This is a genomic window from Streptomyces marokkonensis (assembly GCF_039539045.1).
GTDB lineage: Bacteria > Actinomycetota > Actinomycetes > Streptomycetales > Streptomycetaceae > Streptomyces > Streptomyces marokkonensis.
The window spans coordinates 1-25011 of sequence record NZ_BAABCQ010000120.1 but is presented as its reverse complement, the minus strand read 5'-3'; the positions used below and the strand labels follow the sequence as shown (position 1 = coordinate 25011).

Below are 25011 nucleotides of genomic sequence, written 5' to 3'. Positions count from 1 at the left end.
CGTGGCGTTTCCTCACAATCCCTCCGCCCTCGAACCTCGAGCAGCCGCGTCACGGACGGTAATTGCCCGATATGCGTTCTTGGTTGGCCTATGTGAATCTGAACCCGGACCTGGCCCCCAGATCCCCCTCAGGAGGTAGATCACCATGGCCAAGAACAAGAACAACCGTGATCGTAAGCAGCCCCAGGCCGAGCGCACCCAGCAGACGGCCGAGTCGCCCGTGATGGACCGCGAGGAGCAGCACGGCCCGCAGCTGACGCCCGGCGACGTCGCCTCCCGCAAGCGGCAGAAGCGCTTCGGCCACAACTGAGCCACAACTGGCACCCGCACGACGGGCCGTTGCGGCCCACGCACCCGAGGGGCGCACCCGGAAACGGGTACGCCCCTCGGGTACTTCGGTCACTTCGGGTGCCTCGCCGCCCTGGACACTTCCAGCGCCTCGGCCCCTCCTTCGGCGCCCCGCGCGCTCAGCCCGCGAGGCAGGACGGACCGAGCAGCACCTTCAGGTCGCCGAACAGGGCCGGATCGGGCTTCACCCGGTGCCGGTCCAGCCGCAGCACCGTCGTCTTCCTCGGCCCCTGGAGCTTGATCCGCACCTCGCTGTCGCCCCGGTGGTGCGTGAGGATCTCGCCGAGACGGCTGACCATCGGCGGGGTGACCCGGGTGGCGGGGATGGTGAGGACCACGGGCGCGTTGGTGCCCGCGTTGGACAGGTCGGGGACCATCAGCTCCATGGCGACCAGCCGGGGCACGTCCTCCCGCTTGTCCAGGCGTCCCTTGACGAACACCACGGCGTCCTCGACGAGTTGGGTGGACACCAACTGGTACGTCGCCGGGAAGAACATGCACTCGATGGAGCCCGCGAGGTCCTCCACGGTGGCGATGGCCCAGGCGTTGCCCTGCTTGGTCATCTTGCGCTGGAGGCCGGAGATGATGCCGCCGATGGTGACGACCGCGCCGTCGCCGAAGTCGCCGCCGGTGAGCTGGGAGATACCCGCGTCGGCCTTGTCGGACAGCACGTGCTCCAGACCGAAGAGCGGGTGGTCGGAGACGTAGAGACCGAGCATCTCCCGCTCCTGGGCGAGCAGGTAGGTCTTGTCCCACTCGTCCTCGCCGAAGACGACGTCGAGTCCGAAGCCGGGCTCGTCGTTCTGCTCGTCGCCCATGCCGCCGAAGAGGTCGAACTGGCCCTCGGCCTCCTTGCGCTTGACCGCGACCACGTTGTCGATCATCGGCTCGTACTGCGCGGTGAGGCCCTTGCGGGTGTGTCCCATCTCGTCGAAGGCGCCCGCTTTGATCAGCGACTCCGTCGTCCGCTTGTTGCAGACGACGGCCTCCACCTTGTCGAGGTAGTCGGGGAAGGAGTCGTACTTCCCCTTGGCCTTGCGGCACCTGATGATCGACTCGACGACGTTGGTGCCGACGTTGCGGACGGCGGAGAGGCCGAAGAGGATCACGTCGTCGCCCTGCGCGGCGAAGTTCGACATGGACTCGTTGACGTTGGGCGGGAGGACCTTGATGCCCATGCGCCGGCACTCGTTCAGGTAGACGGCCGACTTGTCCTTGTCGTCCTTGACCGAGGTGAGCAGACCGGCCATGTACTCGGCGGGGTGGTTCGCCTTCAGGTACGCCGTCCAGTACGAGACCAGCCCGTACGCGGCCGAGTGCGCCTTGTTGAAGGCGTAGCCGGCGAAGGGGACCAGCACGTCCCACAGGGCCTGGATGGCCTCGTCGCTGTAGCCCTTCTTGCGGGCGCCCTCCTGGAAGAGGACGAAGTTCTTCGCCAGTTCGTCGGGCTTCTTCTTGCCCATCACGCGGCGGAGGATGTCGGCCTCGCCGAGCGAGTAGCCCGCGATGATCTGGGCGGCCTTCTGCACCTGCTCCTGGTAGACGATCAGGCCGTGGGTGACCGCGAGGACCTCCTGGAGGGGTTCCTCCAGCTCCTTGTGGATCGGCGTGATCTCCTGCAGGCCGTTCTTGCGCAGCGCGTAGTTGGTGTGCGAGTCCATGCCCATGGGGCCGGGACGGTAGAGCGCGGAGACGGCGGAGATGTCCTCGAAGTTGTCGGGCTTCATCAGCCGCAGCAGCGAGCGCATCGGTCCGCCGTCGAACTGGAAGACGCCGAGCGTGTCGCCCCGCTGGAGCAGGTCGAAGGTCTTGGGGTCGTCCAGCGGCAGCGACAGCAGGTCGAGGTCGATGCCCTTGTTGGACTTCACCATCTTGACGGCGTCGTCCATGATCGTGAGGTTGCGCAGGCCCAGGAAGTCCATCTTCAGCAGGCCGAGCGACTCGCACTGCGGGTAGTCCCACTGCGTGATGGTGACGTTGTCCGTGTGCCGCACCCAGACGGGGGCGTGGTCGACGATGGGCTCGCTGGACATGATCACGCCGGCGGCGTGCACACCCATCTGCCGCACCAGGCCCTCGACGCCCTTGGCGGTGTCGATGACCTTCTTCACATCCGGCTCGTTCTCGTACATCCCCCGGATCTCGCCGGCCTCGCTGTAGCGGGGGTGCGTCGGGTCCGTGATGCCGTTGAGGTCGATGCCCTTGCCGAGGACGTCGGCGGGCATGGCCTTGGTGAGGCGGTCGCCCATGGCGTACGGGTAGCCCAGCACGCGCGCGGAGTCCTTGATGGCGTTCTTCGCCTTGATCTTGCCGTACGTGCCGATCATGGCGACCTTGTCGGCGCCGTACTTCTCCGTCACGTACCTGATCACCTCGACGCGCCTGCGCTCGTCGAAGTCGATGTCGACGTCGGGCATGGAGACGCGCTCGGGGTTGAGGAACCGCTCGAAGATCAGACCGTGCGGGATCGGGTCGAGGTCGGTGATGCCCATGGCGTACGCCACGATCGAGCCGGCCGCGGAGCCTCGGCCGGGGCCGACCGCGATGCCCTGGTTCTTGGCCCACATGATGAAGTCGGCGACCACCAGGAAGTAGCCCGGGAACCCCATCTGGATGATGACGTCCATCTCGTACTCGGCCTGCTTCTGGCGGTCGTCGGGGACACCGCCGGGGAAGCGGCGCTCCATACCGCGCCGGACCTCCTCCTGGAACCAGGTGACCTCGGTGAAGCCCGCGGGGATGTCGAACTTCGGCATGAGGTCGCGCTTCTCGAACATGCCGTCGATGTCGACCATTTCGGCGATCAGGCGCGTGTTGGCGCAGCCCTGCTGCCAGGCGTCGGAGGAGTCGATGGCGTACATCTCGTCCGTCGACTTCAGGTAGTAGCCGGTGCCGGAGAACCGGAAGCGGTCCGGGTCGGAGAGGTTCTTGCCGGTCTGGATGCACAGCAGGGCGTCGTGGGCGGTCGCCTCGTGCGCGTAGGTGTAGTGCGAGTCGTTCGTCACCAGGGGCGGGATGCCGAGCTTCTTGCCGATCCGCAGCAGGTCCTCGCGCACCCTGTGCTCGATGTCGATGCCGTGGTCCATCAGCTCCAGGAAGTACCGGTCCTTGCCGAAGATGTCCTGGTAGTCGGAGGCCGCCTGGACGGCCTCGTCGAAGTGGCCCAGGCGCAGCCGGGTCTGCACCTCGCCGGAGGGGCAGCCGGTGGAGGCGACGATCCCCTCGGACCACTGGGAGATCGTCTCCTTGTCCATCCGGGGCCACTTCTGCAGCCAGCCCTCGGCGTACGCGTCGGAGGAGAGACGGAAGAGGTTGTGCAGGCCGGTGCTGTTGGTCGCCCACATGGTCTTGTGGGTGTAACCGCCCGAACCGGAGACGTCGTCCCGCTTCTGGTGCGGCTGGCCCCACTGGATCTTGCGCTTGTTGCGGCGCGACTCGGGGGCGACATACGCCTCGATCCCGATGATCGGCGTGACTCCGGCGCTCTTGGCGGAGTGGAAGAAGTCGTACGCCCCGTGCAGGTTGCCGTGGTCGGACATGGCAATGTGCGACATGCCCATTTCATTGCAGGCCTCGAACATGTCCTTCAGCCGTGCGGCACCGTCCAGCAGCGAGTACTGGGTGTGGACGTGCAGGTGCGTGAACGGCGGCTTGGACACGTTCGGCCTCCTTGGGTCGGATGCTGTGGCGCGCGGCGCCTCGATGGGGGGTGGCGGTCGGGCGACGGGTGGGCGGCGGGCCGCGGTCGGTCCGGGGGTCAGCGTCGAAGTCTATGCCTCGCCACTGACACTCCGAGGCGATCCGCGCGTACCTTCGGGGGCGAGCCCGCGTGTCGGGGCGGACCCCCGGGCGGGGCACTCGCACCCCACCTCGAACGTTGGTCCGAGTGGAGATCCGCTCCACTCGTCACGCATCACCCGCACCAGGAGGCACCAGGCATGTCGGTCCCGCAGCTCAACGAGGAGCACCGCGGCGAGGAGATCCTCGCCGTCTTCGACACCGCCTTCGGCCGGCTGCTGGCCGCGGATCCGGCGGCGTTCCGCGTGAAGTTCCGGAAGATGGCTGCCTCGGCCTTCGCTTTCTACCGCGGCACCGCATGTCTCTTTTACCATGATCTGACCGTGGACCAGGAGTTCGGTCCGCAGCAGGGCGGCCCGTACCTGGACGAGCGGACCTCCCGGGTGTGGATCCACGGCGACCTGCACGCGGAGAACTTCGGCACGTACATGGACTCGACCGGCCGGCTGATCTTCAACGTCAACGACTTCGACGAGGCCTACGTCGGACCCTTCACCTGGGACCTCAAGCGCCTCGCCGCCTCCGTCGCGCTGATCGGGTACGCGAAGGCGCTCAGCGACGAGCAGATCACCGAGCTGGTGCGGGTGTACGCGGACGCGTACCGCGAGCGGATCCGCGCCCTGGCCACCGGGGCCAAGAGCGACGAGGTGCCGCCGTTCACACTGGACACCGCGGACGGGCCGTTGCTGGGCGCCCTGCGTGTCGCCCGTTCCCTCACCCGCTTCGGGCTGCTGGAGACGATGACCGAGATCCGCGACTTCGAGCGGCGTTTCGCCCCGGGCGGCGGCTCCATCGAGCTGGACGCGGCCACCCGCTACAAGGTGCTCGCGGCCTTCGACGGCTATCTGGAGACGCTCCCGGAGTCGTCCCTGGCCCGCCCCGACTCCTACCGCGTGAAGGACGTCGTCGGCCGCCGCGGCATCGGCATCGGCTCCGCCGGCCTGCCCTCGTACAACATCCTCCTGGAGGGCAACAGCGACGCCCTGGAGAACGACGTCGTGATCTACATCAAGCAGGCCCAGACCCCGGCGGTCTCCCGGCACATCACCGACCAGGCCATCCGGGACTACTTCCAGCACGAGGGCCACCGCACGGTGATCTCCCAGCGCGCCCTCCAGGCGCACGCCGACCCGTGGCTGGGCTGGACCGAGCTGGACGGCTCCGGCCAGCTGGTCGCGGAGGTCTCGCCGTACGCCGTCGATCTGGACTGGGGTGACATCGACGACCCGGAGGAGATCGCCGAGGTCGTCGCCGACCTGGGCCGGGCCACGGCGGCCATGCACGCGGCGGCGGACGACCAGTCCGGCGAGTCCCTGGTGCCCTTCTCCACCGAGCGGGCCATCGACGCGGCGATCGCCGCCGACGAGGAGGGCTTCGCTCCCCTGCTGGTCGACTTCGCGCACCGCTACGGCGCACGCGCGCGTGCCGACCACCAGACCTTCGTCGACCTCTTCCGCAACGGCCGGATCCCGGGTCTGTAACCGTCGGCTCTCGCACAGGAACCCTTTAGGGGTCTCTTACCGGGCCCCATGACAGACTCTTCAATCGCTATGGACATATCCGGAACCCCACTCAGAGCCGTGCGCGCGGCGCTGTTCACGGCACTCGTCGTGACGCTCAGCACCGCGTCGCACGTGCTGCTGTCCGGGGTCCCGCTTCCGCTGCCCACCGTGGCCGCGGTCGCCACCGCCGTCTTCCTGATCGCGTACGCCCTGGCCGGGCGGCGCGAGCGCGGCTTCGGGCGGATCGCCGCCCTGCTGATCCCGCTGGAGCTGGCCGCCGACACCGTCTTCACCGCCGGCCAGCACGTCTGCTACGGGCGGACCGGCGGCCCGGTCACGGGCCCGCTGCGCTCCGTCGGCTTCGACGTGCTGTGCGGCGGCGGGACCGGCGTCCACGCCGGCGTCGCCGCCCCGCTGACCCGGGTGACGGGCGCCGAGACCGACCGGCTGGCGACCGTGCTGGCCGACTCCGGCCCCGCGACCGCCTGGCTGCTGCTCGGCGCGCACGTCGGCGTCGGCCTGCTGGCGGCGGCCTGGCTGCGGCGCGGCGAGCGCGCGCTGGCCCAGCTGCTGAGCGCGGTGGCCGCGACCACCTTCCGGCCGCTGCTGCTCGCCGTCACGGCCGTGGGCGTGCGCCGGGCGCCGGCGGTGCGCTGCCCGGCGGCCCCGGCCCGCCGCACCGCCGGCGCCCGCGAACGGATCCTCACGCACTCCCTGGGACGGCGCGGACCACCGTGCTCGGCCGCCTTCGTGTGACTTGTCACCGAGCACCCAGCGGTCCCCCATACGCACTCCGCACACGCCCGTGTGCGCGTCCCCGGAGAGATCACCACCATGAGCAAGCGGAACACCCAGGCGGCCAAGACGGCGGCGCGTGAGCGTCTGCGCGAGGAGCGCGAGCGTCAGGCCAAGCGTGACAAGACCAAGCGGCAGGTCGTCGTGGCCGGCTCCATCGTCGGCGTGCTGGCGATAGCCGGCGGCATCGGCTACGCCGTCATGCAGATGAACGAGCCCTCGGGCTGGGACAAGGCCGCCGACGCCGAGGTGGTGGCCCCGGCCAACACCTCCGGCAAGAACGGCACCACGGTCCTCGTCGGCGACTCCAAGTCCGACCACGTCGTCCACCTCTACGAGGACCCGCGCTGCCCGGGCTGCGCCTCCTTCGAGCAGGGCGTCGGCGAGTCCGTCAACAAGGGCATGGAGGACGGCACCTACAAGCTGTCCTTCACGATCGGCACCTTCCTGGACGGGAACCTCGGCGGCGAGGGCTCGAAGAACGCGCTGAGCGCGCTCGGTGCCGCGCTGAACGTCAGCCCCGAGGCGTTCATCGACTACAAGACGGCGCTCTACTCCTCCGAGCACCACCCGTCGGAGTCGACCGACGAGTTCGCCAAGGACGACTACCTGATCAAGGTGGCGGACTCGGTCGACGCCCTGAAGAACAACAAGAAGTTCCAGGACGCCGTGGAGAAGGGCACCTACGACGCCTGGGCGATGAAGATGAGCGACGCCTTCCAGAAGGCCGAGGACGTCCAGTCGACCCCGACTGTCAAGATCAACGACAAGGTGATCGAGACCCCGGGCACGGACGCCGACTGGCAGAAGGCTCTCAAGGACGCCGGCGTCACCAAGTGAATCCGGCGTGAACGGGCGGGCGAACTTCCCCAGTTCGCCCGCCCGCTCGCATACCGATCAGTAGCCTGATCGGTCGTGACCAGTCGACACAGACCATCCGAGAACACCGTTCCGTCGGCCGCAGACGGTGCGAACACCCGTATCCCGAGCCGCCGTACGGTCGTCAAGGCCGCGGCGGCCGGCGCCGTCCTGGCCGCCCCGCTCGCCGCGGCACTGCCCGCAGGTGCCGCCGACTCCGCCCCCGCCTTCCCGCACGGCGTCGCCTCCGGCGATCCGCTCCCCGACGGCGTCCTGCTGTGGACCCGGGTGACCCCGACACCCGAGTCCATACCGGGTTCCGGGGCCGGCCCGGACACCGAGGTGAGCTGGGTCGTCGCCACGGACAAGGCGTTCACCGACATCGTCACCAAGGGATCCACCACGGCGACGGCCGCCTCCGACCACACCGTCAAGGCCGACGTGCGGGGCCTGTCACCCGCCACGGACTACTGGTTCCGCTTCTCCGCCGGCCCCACCGACTCCCCCGCCGCCCGCACCCGCACCGCCCCCGCGGCCGACGCGGCGGTGGCGGGCCTGCGCTTCGGCGTGGTCTCCTGCTCCAACTGGGAGGCCGGCCACTTCTCGTCGTACCGGCATCTCGCGACGCGCGGCGACCTGGACGCCTGGCTGCACCTGGGCGACTACATCTACGAGTACGGCACCGGCGGGTACGGCAACCGCGACACCGTCGTACGGCCGCACGCGCCCGCCCACGAGATCCTCACCCTCGCGGACTACCGCGTCCGGCACGGCCGGTACAAGACCGACCCCGACCTCCAGGCGCTGCACGCCGCAGCACCGGTCGTGGCGATCTGGGACGACCACGAGATCGCCAACGACGCCTGGTCGGGCGGCGCCGGGAACCACACCGAGGGCGCCGAGGGCACCTGGGCGGCGCGTCAGGCCGCCGCCAAGCAGGCCTACTTCGAGTGGATGCCGGTGCGCCCCGCGATCGCCGGCACCACCTACCGCAGGCTGCGGTTCGGCAAGCTGGCCGACCTGTCGCTGCTGGACCTGCGTTCCTTCCGCTCGCAGCAGGTGGCGCTCGGCGACGGCGAGGTCGACGACCCGGAGCGCACCCTCACCGGCCGCGCCCAGCTCGACTGGCTCAAGTCCAATCTCGCCTCCTCGGACACCACGTGGCGGCTGGTCGGCAACTCGGTGATGATCTCGCCGTTCGCCATCGGCTCGATCCCCGCCGAGCTGCTGAAGCCCCTCGCCGAACTGCTCGGCCTGCCCAAGGAGGGCCTCGCCCTCAACACCGACCAGTGGGACGGGTACACCGACGACCGCCGCGAGCTGCTGGCGCACCTGCGCGCGAACGCCGTCCGCAACACGGTCTTCCTGACCGGCGACATCCACATGGCCTGGGCCAACGACGTGCCGCACAACGCTGCCACGTACCCGCTGTCCGCCTCGGCCGCCACGGAGTTCGTCGTCACCTCGGTGACCTCCGACAACCTCGACGACATCCTCAAGGTCCCCGAAGGCACGGTCTCGGCGATCGCCGCACCGGTCATCCGGGCGGCGAACCGGCACGTCCACTGGGTCGACACCGACCGGCACGGCTACGGCGTGCTGGACATCACCGCGGACCGGACGCAGATGGACTACTACGTCGTCTCCGACCGTACGGAGCCGGACGCCACGTCGAAGTGGGCCCGTTCGTACCGCACGCGCAGCGGCACACAGCGGGTGGAGCGCGTCTACTCGCCCGTCTGATCCGCGTTCGGGGGTGTGTCCGCCTCCTGGAGCGAGTCGAGGAAGCCGAGCGCCACCCGCCAGGTGGCCTCGGCCGCCTCCTCGTCGTAGTCCGGCAGGCCGGGGTCGGTGTAGAGGTGGCCGGCCCCGGCGTATCTGTACACCTCGACGTCGGCGCCGGTCCGGCCCATCTGGAGGTACCAGGCGCTGAGCCAGTCGTCCGTCTCGAAGGCGTCCGGCTCCGCGACGTGCAGCTGGACCGGCAGGTCGTCGACCGAGGCGTTGGCCGCGATGTCCGAGGTGCCGTGCAGGAGGAGCAGGCCACGGGAACGGTGGTCACCGAGGGCGAGGGTCTGGGCGACGGAGGCGCCGAGCGAGAACCCGGCGTACACCAGTCCACGCTCGGAATACGGGGCGGCGGCCAGCACGGCCCGCTTCAGCAGCTCCTCCTTGCCGATCTCCTCATGGTGGGCCATGCCCTCCTCGACCGTGTCGAACGTCCGGCCCTCGAAGAGGTCCGGTGTCCACACCTGGTGCCCGGCTTCGCGCAGCCGGTCGGCGGCCTGCCGCACCGCGGGCCTGAGGCCAAGGGTCGGGTGAAAGAGCACGATGTTCATGAGGCCATGGTGCCAGCCGGGTGTGACAACGCGGTGGGCGGCGATACCCGGGACGGGACGGAAGTCACAGGTTCGCGGCGCGGCGGGTGCGGTTACGTTCGAGGGATGGAGACCATACTCCGCCCCCTGATCGTGGTCGGCGGCTCCGTCCTGCTGACCCTGGTCATCGGCTGGGCGACCGACCTGCTGCTGCGCAAGGCCGACGGGCGGCACCCCGAGACGCCCCTGTGGGGGCTGCTGCGCCGTGCCCGCATCCCCTACCAGCTCCTCCTCTGCTCGGCGCTGCTCAGGGGGTCGTACGTCGAGGCACAGGTGTTCCCCGACCACCGGGAGGGGGTCGGCCGGACGCTGACCCTGGTGCTGATCGGTTCGGCGGCCTGGCTGGTGATCCGGATCGCAGCGGCGGTCGTCGAGACGTCGTACGCCCGCTACGCGCACGCCCACGCCCAGCGGAACCCGGCCCGGGTCCGGCGGGTGCGGACGCAGGTGTCGCTGATCATGCGGGTGGTCTCGGCGGTCGTGGGCGTGGTCGCCGCGGCGTCGATGCTGCTGACGTTCCCCGCGATGCAGGCGGCGGGCGCCTCGCTGCTGGCCTCGGCCGGCATCCTCGGCATCGTCGCCGGTGTGGCCGCCCAGTCCACGCTGGGCAATATGTTCGCCGGGTTCCAGATCGCCTTCGGCGACATGGTGCGCATGGGCGACACGGTCGTGGTGGACGGGGAGTGGGGCACCGTCGAGGAGATCACCCTCACGTTCCTGACCGTGCGCACCTGGGACGAGCGCCGGATCACCATGCCGGTGTCGTACTTCACGTCGAAGCCGTTCGAGAACTGGTCGCGCGGCACTCCGCAGATGACCGGGACCGTCTACTGGCACCTCGACCACTCGGCGCCGCTGGAGCCGATGCGGGAGCGGCTGCGCGACATCCTGCGCGAGTGCCCGGCCTGGGACGGCCGCGACTACAACCTGACCGTCACGGACACCACCCCGAACACCATGCAGGTGCGGGCCCTGGTGACGGCGAAGGACGCGGACGACATCTGGACGGTACGGGTCACGGTCCGCGAGGGGATGATCCGCTGGCTCGCCGACGAGCACCCGTACGCCCTGCCGCGGATCAACACGGCGGACGCGGTCCCGCGCCCGTCCCTCGACGGCCCGCCCCGCCCCCGCCGCTCCTCCGACGGCAGCCCCCGCCGCTTCCCGGAACAGTCGGCCAAGAGCCTGTGACCGCGAGCCCGTGACCGCGCCGAGGCGGCCCGCGTAGGCGCAAACGGCGGGCCCGTCTCGGCGCGGACCACGGGCCCGCCTCAGCGCAGGCTGCGGACGTCGAGCTGACGCAGTACGCGGTCCACGATCTCCGGGTCGGCTCCGGCCTCGCTGCGCGCGGCCAGCACCTCGTGCCGCGCGGCGCTCATCATCTCGCCCTGGATCCGGCGGATCCGCTTCGCCCGCCTCTCCCGCTGCTCCTGCGCCTCGCGCCGTTCCTCGTCGCCGACGTCGGGGCTGATCCGCATCCCGATGTCGAAGGCCCGCCGCAGCAACTGCTCGGACAGCTCCTCCGGCAGTTCCTCGACCGACTCGATCTCCCTGAGCCGCTGCTTCGCCGCCTTCGCCGCCCGTACGGCCAGCTCCTTCTCGTACTCCTTCTCCCGCTCGGTGTCCGCCCGCACCCCGAGCCGACCCACCAGCCACGGCAGCGTCAGCCCCTGGAGCAACAGTGTGACCATGATCACACCGAAGGCTACGAAGATGATCTCCTCCCGGTGGGGGAATGCGGACCCGTCGTCCGTCTCCAGCGGGATCGCGAGCGCCAGCGCGACCGAGGCGACACCGCGCATCCCCGACCACCACATGACGACGGTCTCCCGCAGGGACATGGGGATGTCCTCGTCCCGGTCGCGCCTGGCGTGCAGCCGCTTCGTCAGCCAGGTGGCCGGCAGCAGCCACAGCAGCCGCACCACGATCACCACGCCGGTGATCGCCGCGGCCCAGCCGATCAGTTCGGTCCAGCGTCCGGAGGCCGTGCGGATCGCGTTGTGCAGCTCCAGACCGACCAGTCCGAACGCGACGCCGGTGACGAGCGTGTCGACGACGTCCCACACGGTGTGCCCGGCGAGCCGGGTCATCACGTCGTCGGCGTCGAAGGCGTACTCGGCGAGGAACATCGCGGTGGTGAGCACCGCGAGCACCCCGGAGCCGTGCAGCTCCTCGGCCAGGACGTAGGACCCGTACGGCACCAGCAGCGTCAGGCCGATCTGCAGGGTGGCGTCCCCCAGCACGCTCAGCAGCCTGTTGGTGGCCCAACCCAGCGCGAGGCCGACCGCGACGGCGACGACGGCGGACAGCACCAGGTCGAGTCCGGCCCGCCACGGCGAGAAGGTGCCGCCGACGGCCGCGGCGATGGCCACGTGGTACAGGACGATGGCCGTGACGTCGTTGAACAGCCCCTCGCCCTCCAGGATGGAGACCAGGCGGCGCGGCAGTCCCAGTTGCCCGGCGACGGCGGTCGCCGCGATGGGGTCGGGCGGCGCCACCAGCGCGCCCAGCGCGAAGGCGGCGGCGATCGGCAGCCCCGGCACGATCGCGCTCGCCACCGCGGCCACGCAGGTCATGGTGACGAAGACCAGCGCGACCGCCAGCAGGAAGATCGGGCGTTTGTTGGCCGCGAACTGCCGCCAGGACGTGCGCCGCACGGCCGCGTACAGCAGCGGCGGAAGCAGCGCGGGCAGGATGAGCTCGGGCGGGATGTCGACGTTGGGCACGAACTCGAGCAGTGCCAGGACGACCCCGAGGACCGTCATCAGCACCGGCGCCGGCAGCCCGAGCCGGGCACCGGCCGGGACGCTCAGCAGGGCCCCGAGCAGCAGCATGAACAACAGGGCCAACTGATCCACGGTCAGCGCTCCGGCGGGGTCTAGGGGCTGTGACGGCGGACCTCAAGCCTGCCACGCCACCGGCCCCACCAGCCCGTTCGGCGCCCCGGTTACAGGGCGCGCCGCATCGCGCGGTGGGGGATCCCGGCGTCGGGGAACTCGGGTCCGTACGCCTCGTACCCCAGTCGCTCGTAGAAACCCAGGGCGTGGGTCTGCGCGTGCAGGTCCACCGCGGTGAGGCCACGCGCGCGTGCCGCCTCCTCGACGGCCCGCACCAGCGCGGCGCCGACGCCCAGCCCGCGGGCCCGTGCGGTCACCGCGAGCCGGCCCAGGGAGCCGACGGACGGGTCGCCGTCGCCGTTCTTCGCCGCGGCGGCCGCGCCGTGCAGCAGCCGGCCGGTGCCCAGCGGTACGCCGTCCTCCCGGACCGCCAGGACGTGCACGGCGTCGGCGTCGTGGACGTCGTACTCGATGTCCTCGGGGACCTTCTGCTCGCCGACGAAGACGTCCTTGCGCACCGCGAAGCACGCCTCCCGGTCGCCGAGATCCTCGGCGAGCCGCACCTCGTACGAGAGCGTCCGCTCCGGGGCGCTCACCCGTAGGTCTCCTCGCGGACCAGGTCCAGGGCCTGCTGGAGGTCCTCGGGGTAGTCACTGGCGTACTCGACCCACTGGCCGTCGCCGGGGTGCTCGAACCCGAGCCGTACGGCGTGCAGCCACTGGCGGGTCAGGCGCAGCCGCTTGGCGAGCGTGGGGTCCGCGCCGTAGGTCAGGTCGCCGACGCAGGGGTGCCGGTGGGCGGCCATGTGGACGCGGATCTGGTGGGTGCGGCCGGTCTCCAGCTTCACGTCGAGCAGGGAGGCGGCGCGGAAGGCCTCGATGAGGTCGTAGTGCGTGACGGAGGGCTTGCCCTCGGCGGTGACGGCCCACTTGTAGTCGTGCTGGGGGTGACGGCCGATGGGGGCGTCGATGGTGCCGCTGGTCGGGTCGGGGTGGCCCTGCACGAGCGTGTGGTAGCGCTTGTCGACCGTGCGCTCCTTGAACTGGCGCTTGAGCGAGGTGTACGCGCGCTCGGACTTGGCCACCGCCATCAGGCCGGAGGTGCCCACGTCGAGGCGGTGCACGATGCCCTGCCGCTCGGCGGCACCGGACGTGGAGACGCGGTACCCGGCGGCGGCCAGTCCGCCGATGACGGTCGGGCCGCTCCAGCCCGGGGACGGATGGGCGGCGACGCCGACCGGCTTGACGATCACGATCACGTCGTCGTCGTCATGCACGATCTCCATGCCCTCGACGGGCTCGGCGACCACCTGCACCGGCGCGGGCGCCTGCGGCATCTCCACCTCGAGCCAGGCGCCGCCGTGGACCCGTTCGGACTTGCCGACCACCGATCCGTCGACCTGGACCTTGCCCGCCGCGGCGAGTTCCGCGGCCTTGGTACGGGAGAAGCCGAACATGCGGGAGATGGCGGCGTCGACACGCTCGCCCTCCAGGCCGTCGGGCACGGGCAGGGTGCGGATCTCGGGAATCGTGCTCACCCGTCGAGTATGCCGGACGGACCGGACACTCCCGAACGCGCGCTCAGTCCTCGCGGACGGCAGCCCTCGCGGACGGTCAGTGCTGGTGGACGCTCAGTCCTTGTGGACGGTCCCGTCCGGGTCCAGGCCCCGGAAGGAGAGGATCACGATCAGGATGCCGCCGCAGACGATCGCCGAGTCGGCGAGGTTGAAGACGGCGAAGTGCTTGGGCGCGATGAAGTCCACGACCGCGCCCTGGAAGACGCCGGGCGCGCGGAAGATCCGGTCGGTGAGGTTGCCGAGGGCGCCGCCGAGCAGCATGCCGAGCGCGATCGCCCACGGCACGCTGTGGAGCTTGCGCGCGAGGCGGGCGATCACGACGATCACGGACGCCGCGATCACCGTGAAGATCACGGTGAAGGCCTCACCGATACCGAAGGCCGCGCCCGCGTTGCGGATCGCCACGAACCGCAGCCAGTCCCCGACGATCTCGATGGGCTCCTGGTGCTCCAACTTGGCGACCACGATCATCTTGCTGACCAGGTCGAGGAGGTACGCGAACACGGCGACCGCGAACAGGACGGCGATCCGCCGCTTGCCCCGGGGGCGCTCCGGGGGCTGCTCCTGCTCGGCGTCGGGCCGCTCCTGTCCGTCCCCGGCCGCGTCCGGGGTGTCCGGCGTACCGATGATGCGCTCCGCCTCTGCCACGTGAGTCCCTCAACCTAGGTACCTGACTGACGACGAGGGTACGGCACGTCTTCCGTCCCGTACGTGCTCAGGACGCATACGGAGGCGGACGGCGGCGGGCAGCGGCGGATCAGTACCGGCGCTCCTGCTTCTGCTTGCACTCGACGCACAGGGTGGCCCTCGGGAAGGCCTGCATGCGCGCCTTGCCGATGGGGTTGCCGCAGTTCTCGCACAGGCCGTAGGTGCCCGCGTCCAGGCGTTCCAGGGCGCGCTCGGTCTGGGTGAGCACCTCGCGCGCGGTGGCGGCCAGCGCCAGTTCGTGCTCGCGCGTGATGTTCTTGCTGCCGGTGTCGGCCTCGTCGTCGCCCGCACCGTCCCCGGAGTCCCGCATCATGCCCTGCAGCGACCGCTCGGAGGCGTCGATCTCGGAGCGCAGCCGGTCGGCCTCGGACTGCAGCTCGCCGCGCGCCTCCTCGGCCTCCTGCGGCGTCCAGGGCTCCTCGCCGGGGCGTACCGCGAGGTCGCCGGGGTCCGCGGCGTCGCGGGCCTTGGGAACGGCGGACTTGGCCGTCGTGGCCGTGCCAGGAGTCTTCTTCGCAACCACCGTCGTGGCTCCCGTCTGCTCCGCGGCCTCGGCCGCGCCCGCTTTCTTGGCCGTGCTCTTCTTCGCCGTGCTCTTCTTGGCCACGGTCTTCCTCGCCGGGCCCTGCTGCTTCGCCGCGGTCTTCTCTGCCGCGGTGCTCTCCTCGTTCTTCTCCGCGGTGTTCTCCTCCGCGGAGATCTCCTCCGCGGCGATCTCCTCCGCGGCGATCTCCTCCGCGGCGATCTCCTCCGCTGGAACCTCCTTCGCCGGGGCCCTCTTCGCTGCGGTCTTCTTCGCAGTCGCCTCCGACTGCTGTACGGCGGTCTTCTTCCCCACCATGGCCGCGGCCCCTTCACATATTGCGATCTTGCGCGCGAATCGTGCTGGGACGATAAATCGACTCGGGTCCCGCGGCAACGGGGCACGCCGCCCGATTCGCCCGCCACCGCACGCCGCTCGGCGAGCATGCATGCGTTGTGCCCAGCTCCTCGCGCGGTAATCCGCCCGAATCGCTCCCGGCCGGGCCGCCGGGGAACCGGACTCCGTCGGCGGCATTCGGGTCACGCCCAGCCGCACGAAGGCCACGGAGCACCTCCTTCCCCCGCGGTGCCGAAAACCGGTCGGCCGCTGTCCGCGCGGCGCCGTACACTGGGCGCAGCGAAAGGCGTGGATGGGGACGAGTAGCGGCGTAAGCGGCCCAGAGCGACCCGGGGACGGTGTGAGCCCGGGGGCGAGCGCGACGTGAAGATCACCCCGGAGCCGCCGGAGGAAAGCCGTGACGGGACGGTCACGGCGAGTAGAACCGGCTCGCGACCCCAATGAGGGGGCTCACCGGCGCACACGAAGCACCGGAGAGCCAAGGAGGGTGGTACCGCGGGAGCACGGCTCTCGTCCCTCCGACGGAAGGCAGCACGTCCGCCGGAGGAAGCTCGTTGAATACGCAGCCGCAGTACCGCCAGGTGCCCGCCCAGGTCGACCTGCCCGCGCTCGAACACGCGGTGCTCGACTTCTGGCGTGAGCAGAAGATCTTCGCCAAGAGCCTGGAGCAGTCCGAGGGCCGCCCCGAGTGGGTGTTCTACGAGGGCCCGCCCACCGCCAACGGCATGCCGGGCGCCCACCACATCGAGGCCCGCGTCTTCAAGGACGTCTTCCCCCGCTTCCGCACCATGCGCGGGTACCACGTGGGCCGCAAGGCCGGCTGGGACTGCCACGGACTGCCGGTCGAGCTGGCGGTGGAGAAGGAGCTCGACTTCTCCGGCAAGCAGGACATCGAGGCGTACGGCATCGCCGAGTTCAACGCCAAGTGCCGCGAGTCGGTGACCCGCCACACCGACGCCTTCGAAGAACTCACCACCCGCATGGGCTACTGGGCCGACCTCCAGGACCCGTACCGCACGATGGACCCCGAGTACATCGAGTCCGTCTGGTGGTCGCTGAAGGAGATCTTCGACAAGGGCCTGCTGGTCCAGGACCACCGCGTAGCCCCCTGGTGCCCCCGCTGCGGCACCGGCCTGTCCGACCACGAGCTGGCGCAGGGCTACGAGACGGTCGTCGACCCGTCCGTCTTCGTGCGCTTCCCGCTGACCTCGGGCCCGCTGGCCGGCGAGGCAGCGCTCCTGATCTGGACGACCACGCCCTGGACCCTGGTCTCCAACACCGCGGTCGCCGCGCACCCCGAGGTCACCTACGTGGTCGCGACGAACGGCGAGGAGAAGCTGGTCGTCGCCGAGCCGCTGGTCGCCAAGGCCCTCGGCGAGGGCTGGGAAACCACCGGGCAGTCCTTCACCGGCGCCGAGATGGAGCGCTGGAGGTACCAGCGGCCGTTCGAGCTGGTGGAGTTCCCGAGCGCCGGCGAGGGAACCGACGGGCACAGCCCCGAGCCCGCCCACTACGTCGTCAACGCCGACTACGTCACCACCGAGGACGGCACGGGACTGGTCCACCAGTCCCCCGCCTTCGGTGAGGACGACCTCAAGGTCTGCCGCTCCTACGGCCTGCCGGTGGTCAACCCGGTCCGCCCGGACGGCACCTTCGAGGAGGACCTCCCGCTGGTCGGCGGCGTCTTCTTCAAGAAGGCCGACGAGAAACTGACGGAGGACCTGGACACCCGGGGCCTGCTCTTCAAGCACATCCCGTACGAACACAGCTACCCGCACTGCTGGCGCTGCCACACCGCGCTGCTGTACTACGCGCAGCCGTCCTGGTACATCCGCACCACCGCCGTCAAGGACCGTCTCCTCGAGGAGAACGAGAAGACCAACTGGTTCCCGGACTCGGTCAAGCACGGCCGGTACGGCGACTGGCTGGACAACAACATCGACTGGGCGCTCTCCCGCAACCGCTACTGGGGCACCCCGCTGCCCGTCTGGCGCTGCGAGGACGACCACCTCACGGTCGCGGGCTCCCGCGCCGAACTGACCGAGCTGACCGGCACCGACCAGTCCGCCCTGGACCCGCACCGCCCGTACATCGACGAGGTCACCTTCGCCTGCCCGCAGGACGGGTGCGGCAGGACGGCCACGCGCGTGCCGGAGGTCATCGACGCCTGGTACGACTCGGGTTCGATGCCGTTCGCGCAGTGGGGCTACCCGCACAAGAACAGGGAACTGTTCGAGTCCCGCTACCCGGCGCAGTTCATCTCCGAGGCCATCGACCAGACCCGCGGCTGGTTCTACACGCTGATGGCGATCGGCACCCTGGTCTTCGACAAGTCGAGTTACGAGAACGTCGTCTGCCTCGGCCACATCCTCGCCGAGGACGGCCGCAAGATGTCCAAGCACCTGGGCAACACCCTGGACCCGGTCCCGCTGATGGACCGGCACGGCGCGGACGCGGTCCGCTGGTTCATGGCGGCCGGCGGCTCCCCGTGGGCGGCCCGCCGCGTCGGCCACGGCACCATCCAGGAGGTCGTCCGCAAGACGCTCCTCACCTACTGGAACACGGTCGCCTTCCAGGCCCTGTACGCCCGCACCACGGGCTGGGCCCCCAGCGAGGCCGACCCGGCCCCCGCCGACCGCCCGATCCTGGACCGCTGGCTGCTCTCCGAGCTGCACGCGCTGACCGACCAGGTCACGCAGGCACTGGACGCCTACGACACCCAGCGCGCCGGCAAACTGCTGTCCGCGTTCGTCGACGACCTGTCGAACTGGTACGTACGCCGCTCCCGCCGCCGCTTCTGGCAGGGCGACAAGGCGGCGCTGCGCACGCTGCACGAGGTCGTCGAGACGGTCACCGGGCTCATGGCCCCGCTGACCCCGTTCATCACCGAGCGGGTCTGGCAGGACCTGGTCGTTCCGGTCACGCCGGGCGCCCCCGAGTCCGTGCACCTGTCCACCTGGCCGGAGGCGGACCTGTCGGCGATCGACCCGGAGCTGTCGAAGCAGATGGTCCTGGTCCGCCGCCTGGTCGAGCTGGGCCGCGCCACGCGCGCGGAGTCGGGCGTCAAGACCCGGCAGCCGCTCCGGCGCGCGCTGATCGCGGTGGCGGGCTTCGAGGCGCTCTCCCCCGAGCTGCACTCGCAGATCACGGAGGAGCTGAACGTCGAGTCCCTCGCGTCGCTGAGCGAGGTCGGCGGCTCCCTCGTCGACACGACGGCGAAGGCCAACTTCCGTGCGCTGGGCAAGCGGTTCGGCAAGCGCGTCCAGGACGTCGCGAAGGCCGTCGCGGGCGCGGACGCGGCGGCGCTCTCCCTGGCCCTGCGTGAGGGCACGGCGTCGGTGGAGGTCGACGGTGAGACGGTCACCCTCGCCCCCGACGAGGTGATCATCACGGAGACGCCGCGCGAGGGCTGGTCGGTCGCCTCCGACTCGGGCGCCACCGTGGCCCTGGACCTGGAGATCACCGAGGAGCTCCGCCTGGCGGGCCTCGCCCGGGACGCGATCCGCCTGATCCAGGAGGCCCGCAAGAACAGCGGGCTCGACGTGGCCGACCGGATCGCGCTGCGGTGGACGGCCACGGACCCGGCGACGATCGCCGCCCTGACCGGCCACTCGGGCCTGATCTCCGACGAGGTCCTCGCGACGGACTTCGCCCAGGGCGAGGCGGACGACACGTACGGCGCCCCGTTCACGGACGAGGGGCTGTCCCTGACGTTCCGTCTGCGCAAGCAGTAGTAACCACGGGTCCCACGGGTGGTCCCACGGATGACGACAGAAGGGCCCGGCCTCCGAAAAGGGGCCGGGCCCTTCTGCCCGTACCCGCGCGGCTGCGGGCAACGGTGCCGCCGACGCGGCCCGGCGCGGCAACGGATCAGCGGGTCAGCGGGTCAGCGGGTCAGCGGGTCAGCGGGTCAGCGCGGCGGTACCCCGCGACGCCGGGCCGCGCACCCACCTCGGCCCGCCACCAACGCCCCGTGTCTGGCACCGCGCACGACAAAAGGGCGGGCCCCGGGTCAGAAACCCGGGGCCCGCCCTGAACGCTGCCGGCGGTTACGCCGTACTACCGTTCGTCAACCCGTCAGTTGTCGTCCTCGTCGATCAGGAACCCTCGCATCGGCGAAGGCGCCTGCCCCATCGGCGACGGCCCCTGCGGCCGCACCGGAGCCATCGGCTGGGTCATCGCGGGCGACATCTGCTGCTGACCGCCGTAGGACGGGCCGTTCTGGCTCGGCCCGTTGCCCATCGACTGGTTGCCGCCGCCGTACGACGGGGCACTCGCGCCGGCCGGTGCCATGGAAGGCGCCGGGGACGGCGGCAGGGAGGCCGTCGCGGGCGTACGCGGCGGGGCGAGCGAGTCGTCCGCCTGGGTCTCCAGCTGACGCAGCTGCGACTCCAGGTACGACTTCAGCCGGGTCCGGTACTCGCGCTCGAAGCCGCGCAGATCCTCGACCTTGCGCTCCAGCGTGGCGCGGGCGGACTCCAGGGAGCCCATCGCGACGCGGTGCTTCTCCTGCGCGTCCCGTTCCAGGGCGTCCGCCTTGGCACGGGCGTCCCGCTCCAGACCCTCGGCACGCGAACGCGCCTCGCCGACGATCTTGTTGGCCTCGGACCGAGCCTCGGCGATCGCCTGGTCGGCGGTCTGCTGGGCCAGCGAGAGGACACGCGCGGCGCTGTCGCCACCGGGGCCGCCCTGACCGGGCATGCCGGGGCCACCGGGACCGCCGTGACCCTGCGGGCCGCCCATGGGGCCGCCCATCGAACCAGGGCCCATCTGACCCTGCATCGGGCCGGGACCGCCCTGGCCCATCGGCCCCGGACCCTGGCCCATCGGGCCGGGACCCTGCGGGCCGCCCTGTCCGCCGGGGCCGGCGGGCAGCTGCGGGGCACCGCTCGGCAGCTGGGGCGGACCACCCATGGGGCCACCCATCTGCTGCTGCGGCGGGCCCGATATGCCGGCGGGCACCGGAGCGCCGGGACCTCGCATGCCCTGCTGCGGCATCCCCCCCTGCTGCGGCGGGTGCTGCTGCTGGTGCTGCTGATGCTGTTGCTGCTGTTGTTGCTGCTGCTGTTGTTGCGGCTGCTGGTCCTGCGGCGGTTCCGGTGGCTTGCGCATGTTCTGCTGGTTCTGCGCAGCCGCGCGCGTCGCCGCGGCCAGCTTGGCCCGCAGGTCCTCGTTCTCGCGGAGCAGGCGGGTCAGTTCGGCTTCGACTTCATCGAGGAAGGCATCGACCTCGTCCTCGTCATAGCCTTCTCGGAGGCGGACGGTCGTGAACTGCTTGTTCCGCACGTCCTCGGGGGTCAACGGCATCTCTTCACCTCAACGTTGTCGTCGGCATTCGGCAAGCCCGTATCTCTGTCATCGCTCACAGCTGGCTCACGATCGAGATCAGGATGTAGACGATGATCATCAGTACGAAGAAGGACAGGTCGAGCGCCACGCCCCCGAGACGCAGCGGCGGGATGAACCGCCGCAGAAGCTTCAACGGTGGATCGGTGACAGTGTAGGTGGCCTCCAGAACGACCACCATCGCCTTGCCGGGTTGCCACGAGCGGGCGAACTGGAACACGTAGTCCATGACCAACCTGAAGATGAGCACGATGAGGAAGCACATCAGCGCGATGTAGACGACATCCAGGACCACGCTCATGACCTGTGCTTCCCTCTCCCCTGAACCATCTCTCGGACCCGTTCTCGGATCCGCGTTCTTGCTCTGTACCGGTGGTGCGTCTCAGCTCTGGTTGAAGAACCCGCCCTCTGCGATGCGGGCCTTGTCCTCCGCCGTGACATCGACGTTAGCAGGAGACAGCAGGAACACCTTCTGCGTCACCCGCTCGATACTGCCGTGAAGACCAAACACCAAACCGGCCGCAAAGTCGACAAGTCGCTTCGCATCTGTGTCATCCATCTCAGTCAGATTCATGATCACCGGCGTGGCCTCACGGAAGTGTTCCCCGATGGTACGGGCCTCGTTGTAGGTCCGGGGGTGAAGCGTGGTGATCCGGTAGGGCTCTCGTTCGGACACGACCTTGGGCATGATGACCGGTGCGCTCTTTTCCAGGCTCGCGCGTTCTTGTGTGATGGATGCCACGGGCGCGATACGCGCCGGGCGGCCCGATTCCGCCGCAAGCGAAGTGGCACGCGGCACCGGCTCGCGCTGGGCGGGCGGTTGTACGACTCGTACCTCTTCGTCCCTCAGGGGCTGATGTGACACATGCGGCTGGTGCGCCGGTTCGTGCCGCCGGTGGTCCCGCTCGAGCTCCGGGTCCAGTTCCGGTTCGAAGTCGTCATCGGGGTCGAACCCCCGGCCGTCGTACCCATCGTCCTCCACGAGGCCGAGGTAGACCGCCATCTTGCGCATCGCGCCGGCCATGCTCTGAGTCCTCCGCTCTGTGGTGGATCGGCTGACGACTGCCAAATGCCCGCGATCCACGAGGTCGTTGCGTCCGCCTTTCGGCGGCAATGACCATATTTTCTGCTGTGGTCCGACTTCTTGGCGACGTTACCCGAGCCCGGGGCGGACTCCGAGTACCGCACTGCCGACGCGCACATGTGTCGCTCCGGCGGCCACGGCCTGCTCGAGGTCCGCACTCATCCCTGCGGAGACCATGTTCGCAGCAGGATGGGTTCGGCGCACGCAGGTCGACAAATCCATGATGCGCTCGAAGGCGGCCCGTTGACGGCCCGCGTATGCGCCGGTCAGCGGGGCGACGGTCATCAGTCCGTCGAGCCGCAGCCCCTCCGATCCGGCGACGAGGTCGGCCAACTCTTCGATTCCCGCGGGCGAGACGCCACCTCGTCCACCACGACCCCCCTCCCCCGCGTCGAGCGCGACCTGGAGCAGGCAGCCCACCTCGCGCCCGGTCCGCACGGCCTCCTTGGACAGGGCCGTGACCAGCCTGGCCCGGTCGATGGACTGCACGACGTCCGCGTAGCCGACCACGGACCGCACCTTGTTGGTCTGCAACTGGCCGACGAAATGCCACGAAAGCGGCAGATCCGAACATACGGCGGCCTTGGGGGCCGCGTCCTGGTCGCGGTTCTCCGCGACATGGCGCACGCCCAGTCCCGAGAGAATGCGCACATCGTCCGCCGGGTAGGTCTTGGTGACCACGATCAGGGTCACGTCGTCGCGGCGACGGCCTGCGGCCTCGCACGCGGCGGCGATGCGCTCTTCCACTCCCGCCAGATTCGCGGCGATTTCCTGCTTACGGTCCGTCATGCCCCATCAGTCCAGCCAGACATAGCCCGCGAGCCGCCCGGTGGCGCGGTCGCGTCGGTACGAGAAGTGGTCCTTCGACTCCAGGGTGCACACCGGCGACTGCGCCCGGTCCCGCACCCCGAGGCGTTCGAGCTGCGCGTGCACGCCGGCGCTCACATCGACCGCCGGAGTGCCCCAGCCGGTCTCGGCGTACGCCGCCGGTTCGACACCGGCGACCTCGACCCTCATCCGCTCCGGCACCTCGTAGCACCGGCCACACACGGCGGGTCCGGTGCGGGCGACGATCCGGGCGGGGTCCGCGCCGAGTTCGGTCATGGCCCGTACCGCGGCGGGGACCACCCCGGCAACCAGGCCGGGCCGGCCCGCGTGGGCCGCGGCGGCGACGCCGGCGGCGGGGTCGGCCAGCAGGACGGGCACGCAGTCGGCGGTGAGGACGGCGAGGGGGATCCCGCGTTCGGCGGTGACGACCGCGTCGACCCGCACAACCGGGCCCTCCCCCCAGGGCCCGTCGACCACGGCGACATCGGCGCCGTGCACCTGGTTCATCCAGACCACCCGGGCCGGGTCGACACCCAGCGACTCGGCTGCCAGCCCCCGGTTGGCCGTCACGGCACCGGGGTCGTCGCCGACCGCGCCGCCGAGATTGAGCTCCTCGTACGGAACGGCGCTCACTCCGCCCCACCGGTCGGTGAAGCCGAAGTGCGCGCCGTTCACGGTGTCGCGCTGTCCTATCACTTCAGGAAGTCCGGCACGTCCAGTTCCTCGGCGGCGCTGTCCGAGTAGGTCCGGGACGGCGGCACCGGCGGCGCGGAGACCGGCGGCAAGTCGCTCACCGGCTCCGGCACGGGGGCCGGCTCCGGGTCCTCCTTCGGCTTGACGCTGCCGAGCGAGCCGAAGGACGGACGGCTCTCGGTCTGCCGTACCGGGGTGGGCTCCTCGCGCTTGGCCGAGGAGGAGCCGAGGACGTTGTCCCGCTTGGACGGCGGCTGGCCCCCGTCGAAGCCGGCCGCGATCACGGTGACCCGGACCTCGTCGCCCAGGGCGTCGTCGATGACGGCGCCGAAGATGATGTTGGCCTCGGGGTGAGCGGCCTCACTGACCAGCTGAGCGGCCTCGTTGATCTCGAACAGGCCGAGGTCGGAACCGCCGGAGATGGAGAGCAGCACGCCCCGGGCGCCGTCGATGGAGGCTTCGAGCAGCGGCGAGGAGATCGCCATCTCGGCCGCGGCCACCGCGCGGTCGTCGCCGCGGGCCGAGCCGATGCCCATGAGAGCCGAACCGGCCTCGGACATGACCGACTTCACGTCGGCGAAGTCCAGGTTGATCAGGCCCGGGGTGGTGATGAGATCGGTGATGCCCTGCACACCGGACAGCAGTACCTGGTCGGCGGACTTGAACGCGTCGAGCACGCTGACCTGGCGGTCCGAGATGGACAGCAGCCGGTCGTTGGGGATGACGATGAGGGTGTCGACCTCTTCGCGGAGTTCCGCGATGCCGTCCTCGGCCTGGTTGGCGCGGCGCCGCCCCTCGAAGGTGAACGGGCGGGTGACCACGCCGATGGTGAGGGCGCCCAGCGAGCGGGCGATGTTGGCCACGACGGGCGCGCCGCCGGTGCCGGTGCCGCCGCCTTCTCCGGCCGTCACGAAGACCATGTCGGCCCCCTTGAGGACCTCCTCGATCTCCTCACGGTGATCCTCGGCGGCCTTGCGGCCGACGGCCGGGTTGGCTCCGGCGCCGAGTCCGCGAGTGAGTTCGCGGCCGACGTCGAGCTTGACGTCGGCGTCGCTCATCAACAGAGCTTGCGCGTCGGTGTTGATGGCGATGAACTCGACGCCCTTGAGACCGACCTCGATCATCCGGTTGATGGCATTGACACCACCGCCGCCGACACCGATGACTTTGATGACTGCGAGGTAGTTCTGCGGTGCTGCCACGTCGAAGGCCTCTCGCCTCGAGTTACGTGTCGTCGATCCGCCGGAGCACTGCTGCCCCCGCGACCCGACGACTGATGCCGAATGGGACGGTCCGTAGCGCCGACCCGAACCCTAACGCTGAAGTTTAGGGTTACCAGTGTGTCCGTTCCTTGGAGTCTTCTGAACAGGACACTAAGTC

At 70.2% G+C, this 25011-nt stretch carries 19 protein-coding genes and 1 pseudogene; 7 read left to right on the top strand and 13 right to left on the bottom strand.

Annotated features, from left to right (window positions below; all coding sequences use genetic code 11):
* Positions 1-145: 145 nt before the first annotated feature.
* Positions 146-310, top strand: a complete 165-nt coding sequence (locus ABEA26_RS25260) for a hypothetical protein (RefSeq protein WP_345595642.1) — start codon at positions 146-148, stop codon at positions 308-310.
* Between the two features lie 157 nt (positions 311-467).
* Here ABEA26_RS25260 and dnaE read toward each other — a convergent pair whose 3' ends face one another.
* Positions 468-4007: a DNA polymerase III subunit alpha gene (dnaE, locus tag ABEA26_RS25255; protein ID WP_345595641.1), complete on the bottom strand. Its 3540-nt coding sequence runs from the start codon at positions 4005-4007 to the stop codon at positions 468-470.
* Positions 4008-4286: 279 nt separating this feature from the next.
* On the opposite strand from dnaE, the gene ABEA26_RS25250 reads away from it, so the two are divergent.
* The 4 genes from ABEA26_RS25250 to ABEA26_RS25235 all read left to right on the top strand — a co-directional run bounded on the left by ABEA26_RS25250 (position 4287) and on the right by ABEA26_RS25235 (position 9044).
* On the top strand, positions 4287-5627 hold the full coding sequence (locus tag ABEA26_RS25250) for a DUF2252 domain-containing protein (protein ID WP_345595640.1): 1341 nt from the start codon (positions 4287-4289) through the stop codon (positions 5625-5627).
* A 69-nt stretch (positions 5628-5696) separates the two neighbouring features.
* Positions 5697-6404 (top strand): hypothetical protein, encoded by a 708-nt coding sequence (locus tag ABEA26_RS25245; protein ID WP_345595639.1) that lies wholly within the window; start codon positions 5697-5699, stop codon positions 6402-6404.
* Between the two features lie 78 nt (positions 6405-6482).
* Positions 6483-7283, top strand: a complete 801-nt coding sequence (locus tag ABEA26_RS25240; RefSeq protein ID WP_345595638.1) for a DsbA family protein — start codon at positions 6483-6485, stop codon at positions 7281-7283.
* 75 nt (positions 7284-7358) lie between these two features.
* Positions 7359-9044, top strand: a complete 1686-nt coding sequence (locus tag ABEA26_RS25235) for an alkaline phosphatase D family protein (protein ID WP_345595637.1) — start codon at positions 7359-7361, stop codon at positions 9042-9044.
* Here ABEA26_RS25235 and ABEA26_RS25230 read toward each other — a convergent pair.
* Positions 9029-9736 (bottom strand): annotated as a pseudogene (locus ABEA26_RS25230) (dienelactone hydrolase family protein); the annotation flags it as partial. The gene ABEA26_RS25235 and the pseudogene ABEA26_RS25230 sit on opposite strands and share 16 nt — an antisense overlap.
* Before the next feature lie 9 nt (positions 9737-9745).
* Here ABEA26_RS25230 and ABEA26_RS25225 point away from each other — a divergent pair.
* Entirely contained in the window at positions 9746-10870 is a 1125-nt protein-coding gene (locus ABEA26_RS25225) for a mechanosensitive ion channel family protein (RefSeq protein WP_345595636.1), read from the top strand.
* Positions 10871-10950: 80 nt separating this feature from the next.
* Here the strand turns inward: ABEA26_RS25225 and ABEA26_RS25220 are convergent, their stop codons facing one another.
* The 5 genes from ABEA26_RS25220 to ABEA26_RS25200 all read right to left on the bottom strand — a co-directional run bounded on the left by ABEA26_RS25220 (position 10951) and on the right by ABEA26_RS25200 (position 15641).
* On the bottom strand, positions 10951-12537 hold the full coding sequence (locus ABEA26_RS25220) for a Na+/H+ antiporter (protein ID WP_345595634.1): 1587 nt from the start codon (positions 12535-12537) through the stop codon (positions 10951-10953).
* Positions 12538-12626: 89 nt separating this feature from the next.
* Positions 12627-13112 carry a GNAT family N-acetyltransferase gene (locus ABEA26_RS25215; RefSeq protein WP_345595633.1) on the bottom strand — a complete coding sequence of 162 codons (486 nt, stop codon included), beginning with the start codon at positions 13110-13112 and terminating at the stop codon, positions 12627-12629.
* Entirely contained in the window at positions 13109-14053 is a 945-nt protein-coding gene (locus ABEA26_RS25210) for an RluA family pseudouridine synthase (protein ID WP_345595632.1), read from the bottom strand. Before ABEA26_RS25210 ends, ABEA26_RS25215 begins: the two co-directional genes overlap by 4 nt.
* A 93-nt stretch (positions 14054-14146) precedes the next feature.
* Positions 14147-14740: a signal peptidase II gene (lspA, locus tag ABEA26_RS25205; RefSeq protein ID WP_345595630.1), complete on the bottom strand. Its 594-nt coding sequence runs from the start codon at positions 14738-14740 to the stop codon at positions 14147-14149.
* 109 nt (positions 14741-14849) lie between these two features.
* Positions 14850-15641, bottom strand: a complete 792-nt coding sequence (locus ABEA26_RS25200) for a TraR/DksA C4-type zinc finger protein (RefSeq protein ID WP_345595629.1) — start codon at positions 15639-15641, stop codon at positions 14850-14852.
* 593 nt (positions 15642-16234) lie between these two features.
* Here ABEA26_RS25200 and ileS point away from each other — a divergent pair.
* Positions 16235-19414 carry an isoleucine--tRNA ligase gene (gene ileS / locus ABEA26_RS25195; RefSeq protein WP_345595628.1) on the top strand — a complete coding sequence of 1060 codons (3180 nt, stop codon included), beginning with the start codon at positions 16235-16237 and terminating at the stop codon, positions 19412-19414.
* A 343-nt stretch (positions 19415-19757) separates the two neighbouring features.
* Here the strand turns inward: ileS and divIVA are convergent, their stop codons facing one another.
* From divIVA to ftsZ, 6 genes are all read right to left on the bottom strand, one after another.
* Positions 19758-20987: an apical growth/hyphal branching protein DivIVA gene (gene divIVA, locus ABEA26_RS25190; protein ID WP_345595627.1), complete on the bottom strand. Its 1230-nt coding sequence runs from the start codon at positions 20985-20987 to the stop codon at positions 19758-19760.
* A gap of 55 nt (positions 20988-21042) precedes the next feature.
* The gene (locus ABEA26_RS25185) at positions 21043-21327 is read right to left on the bottom strand and encodes a YggT family protein (protein ID WP_003976737.1); all 285 of its coding nucleotides are present in this window, start codon (positions 21325-21327) and stop codon (positions 21043-21045) included.
* Positions 21328-21408: 81 nt separating this feature from the next.
* Positions 21409-22050, bottom strand: coding sequence for a cell division protein SepF (locus ABEA26_RS25180; protein WP_345595626.1), 642 nt, complete (start codon positions 22048-22050; stop codon positions 21409-21411).
* Positions 22051-22179: 129 nt separating this feature from the next.
* Positions 22180-22899, bottom strand: a complete 720-nt coding sequence (locus ABEA26_RS25175) for a YggS family pyridoxal phosphate-dependent enzyme (RefSeq protein ID WP_345595625.1) — start codon at positions 22897-22899, stop codon at positions 22180-22182.
* A gap of 6 nt (positions 22900-22905) precedes the next feature.
* Complete coding sequence (pgeF, locus tag ABEA26_RS25170) at positions 22906-23634, bottom strand: peptidoglycan editing factor PgeF (RefSeq protein ID WP_345595624.1); 729 nt, start codon at positions 23632-23634, stop codon at positions 22906-22908.
* Positions 23631-24833 (bottom strand): cell division protein FtsZ, encoded by a 1203-nt coding sequence (gene ftsZ, locus ABEA26_RS25165; protein WP_345595623.1) that lies wholly within the window; start codon positions 24831-24833, stop codon positions 23631-23633. Before ftsZ ends, pgeF begins: the two co-directional genes overlap by 4 nt.
* Between the last annotated feature and the right edge of the window lie 178 nt (positions 24834-25011).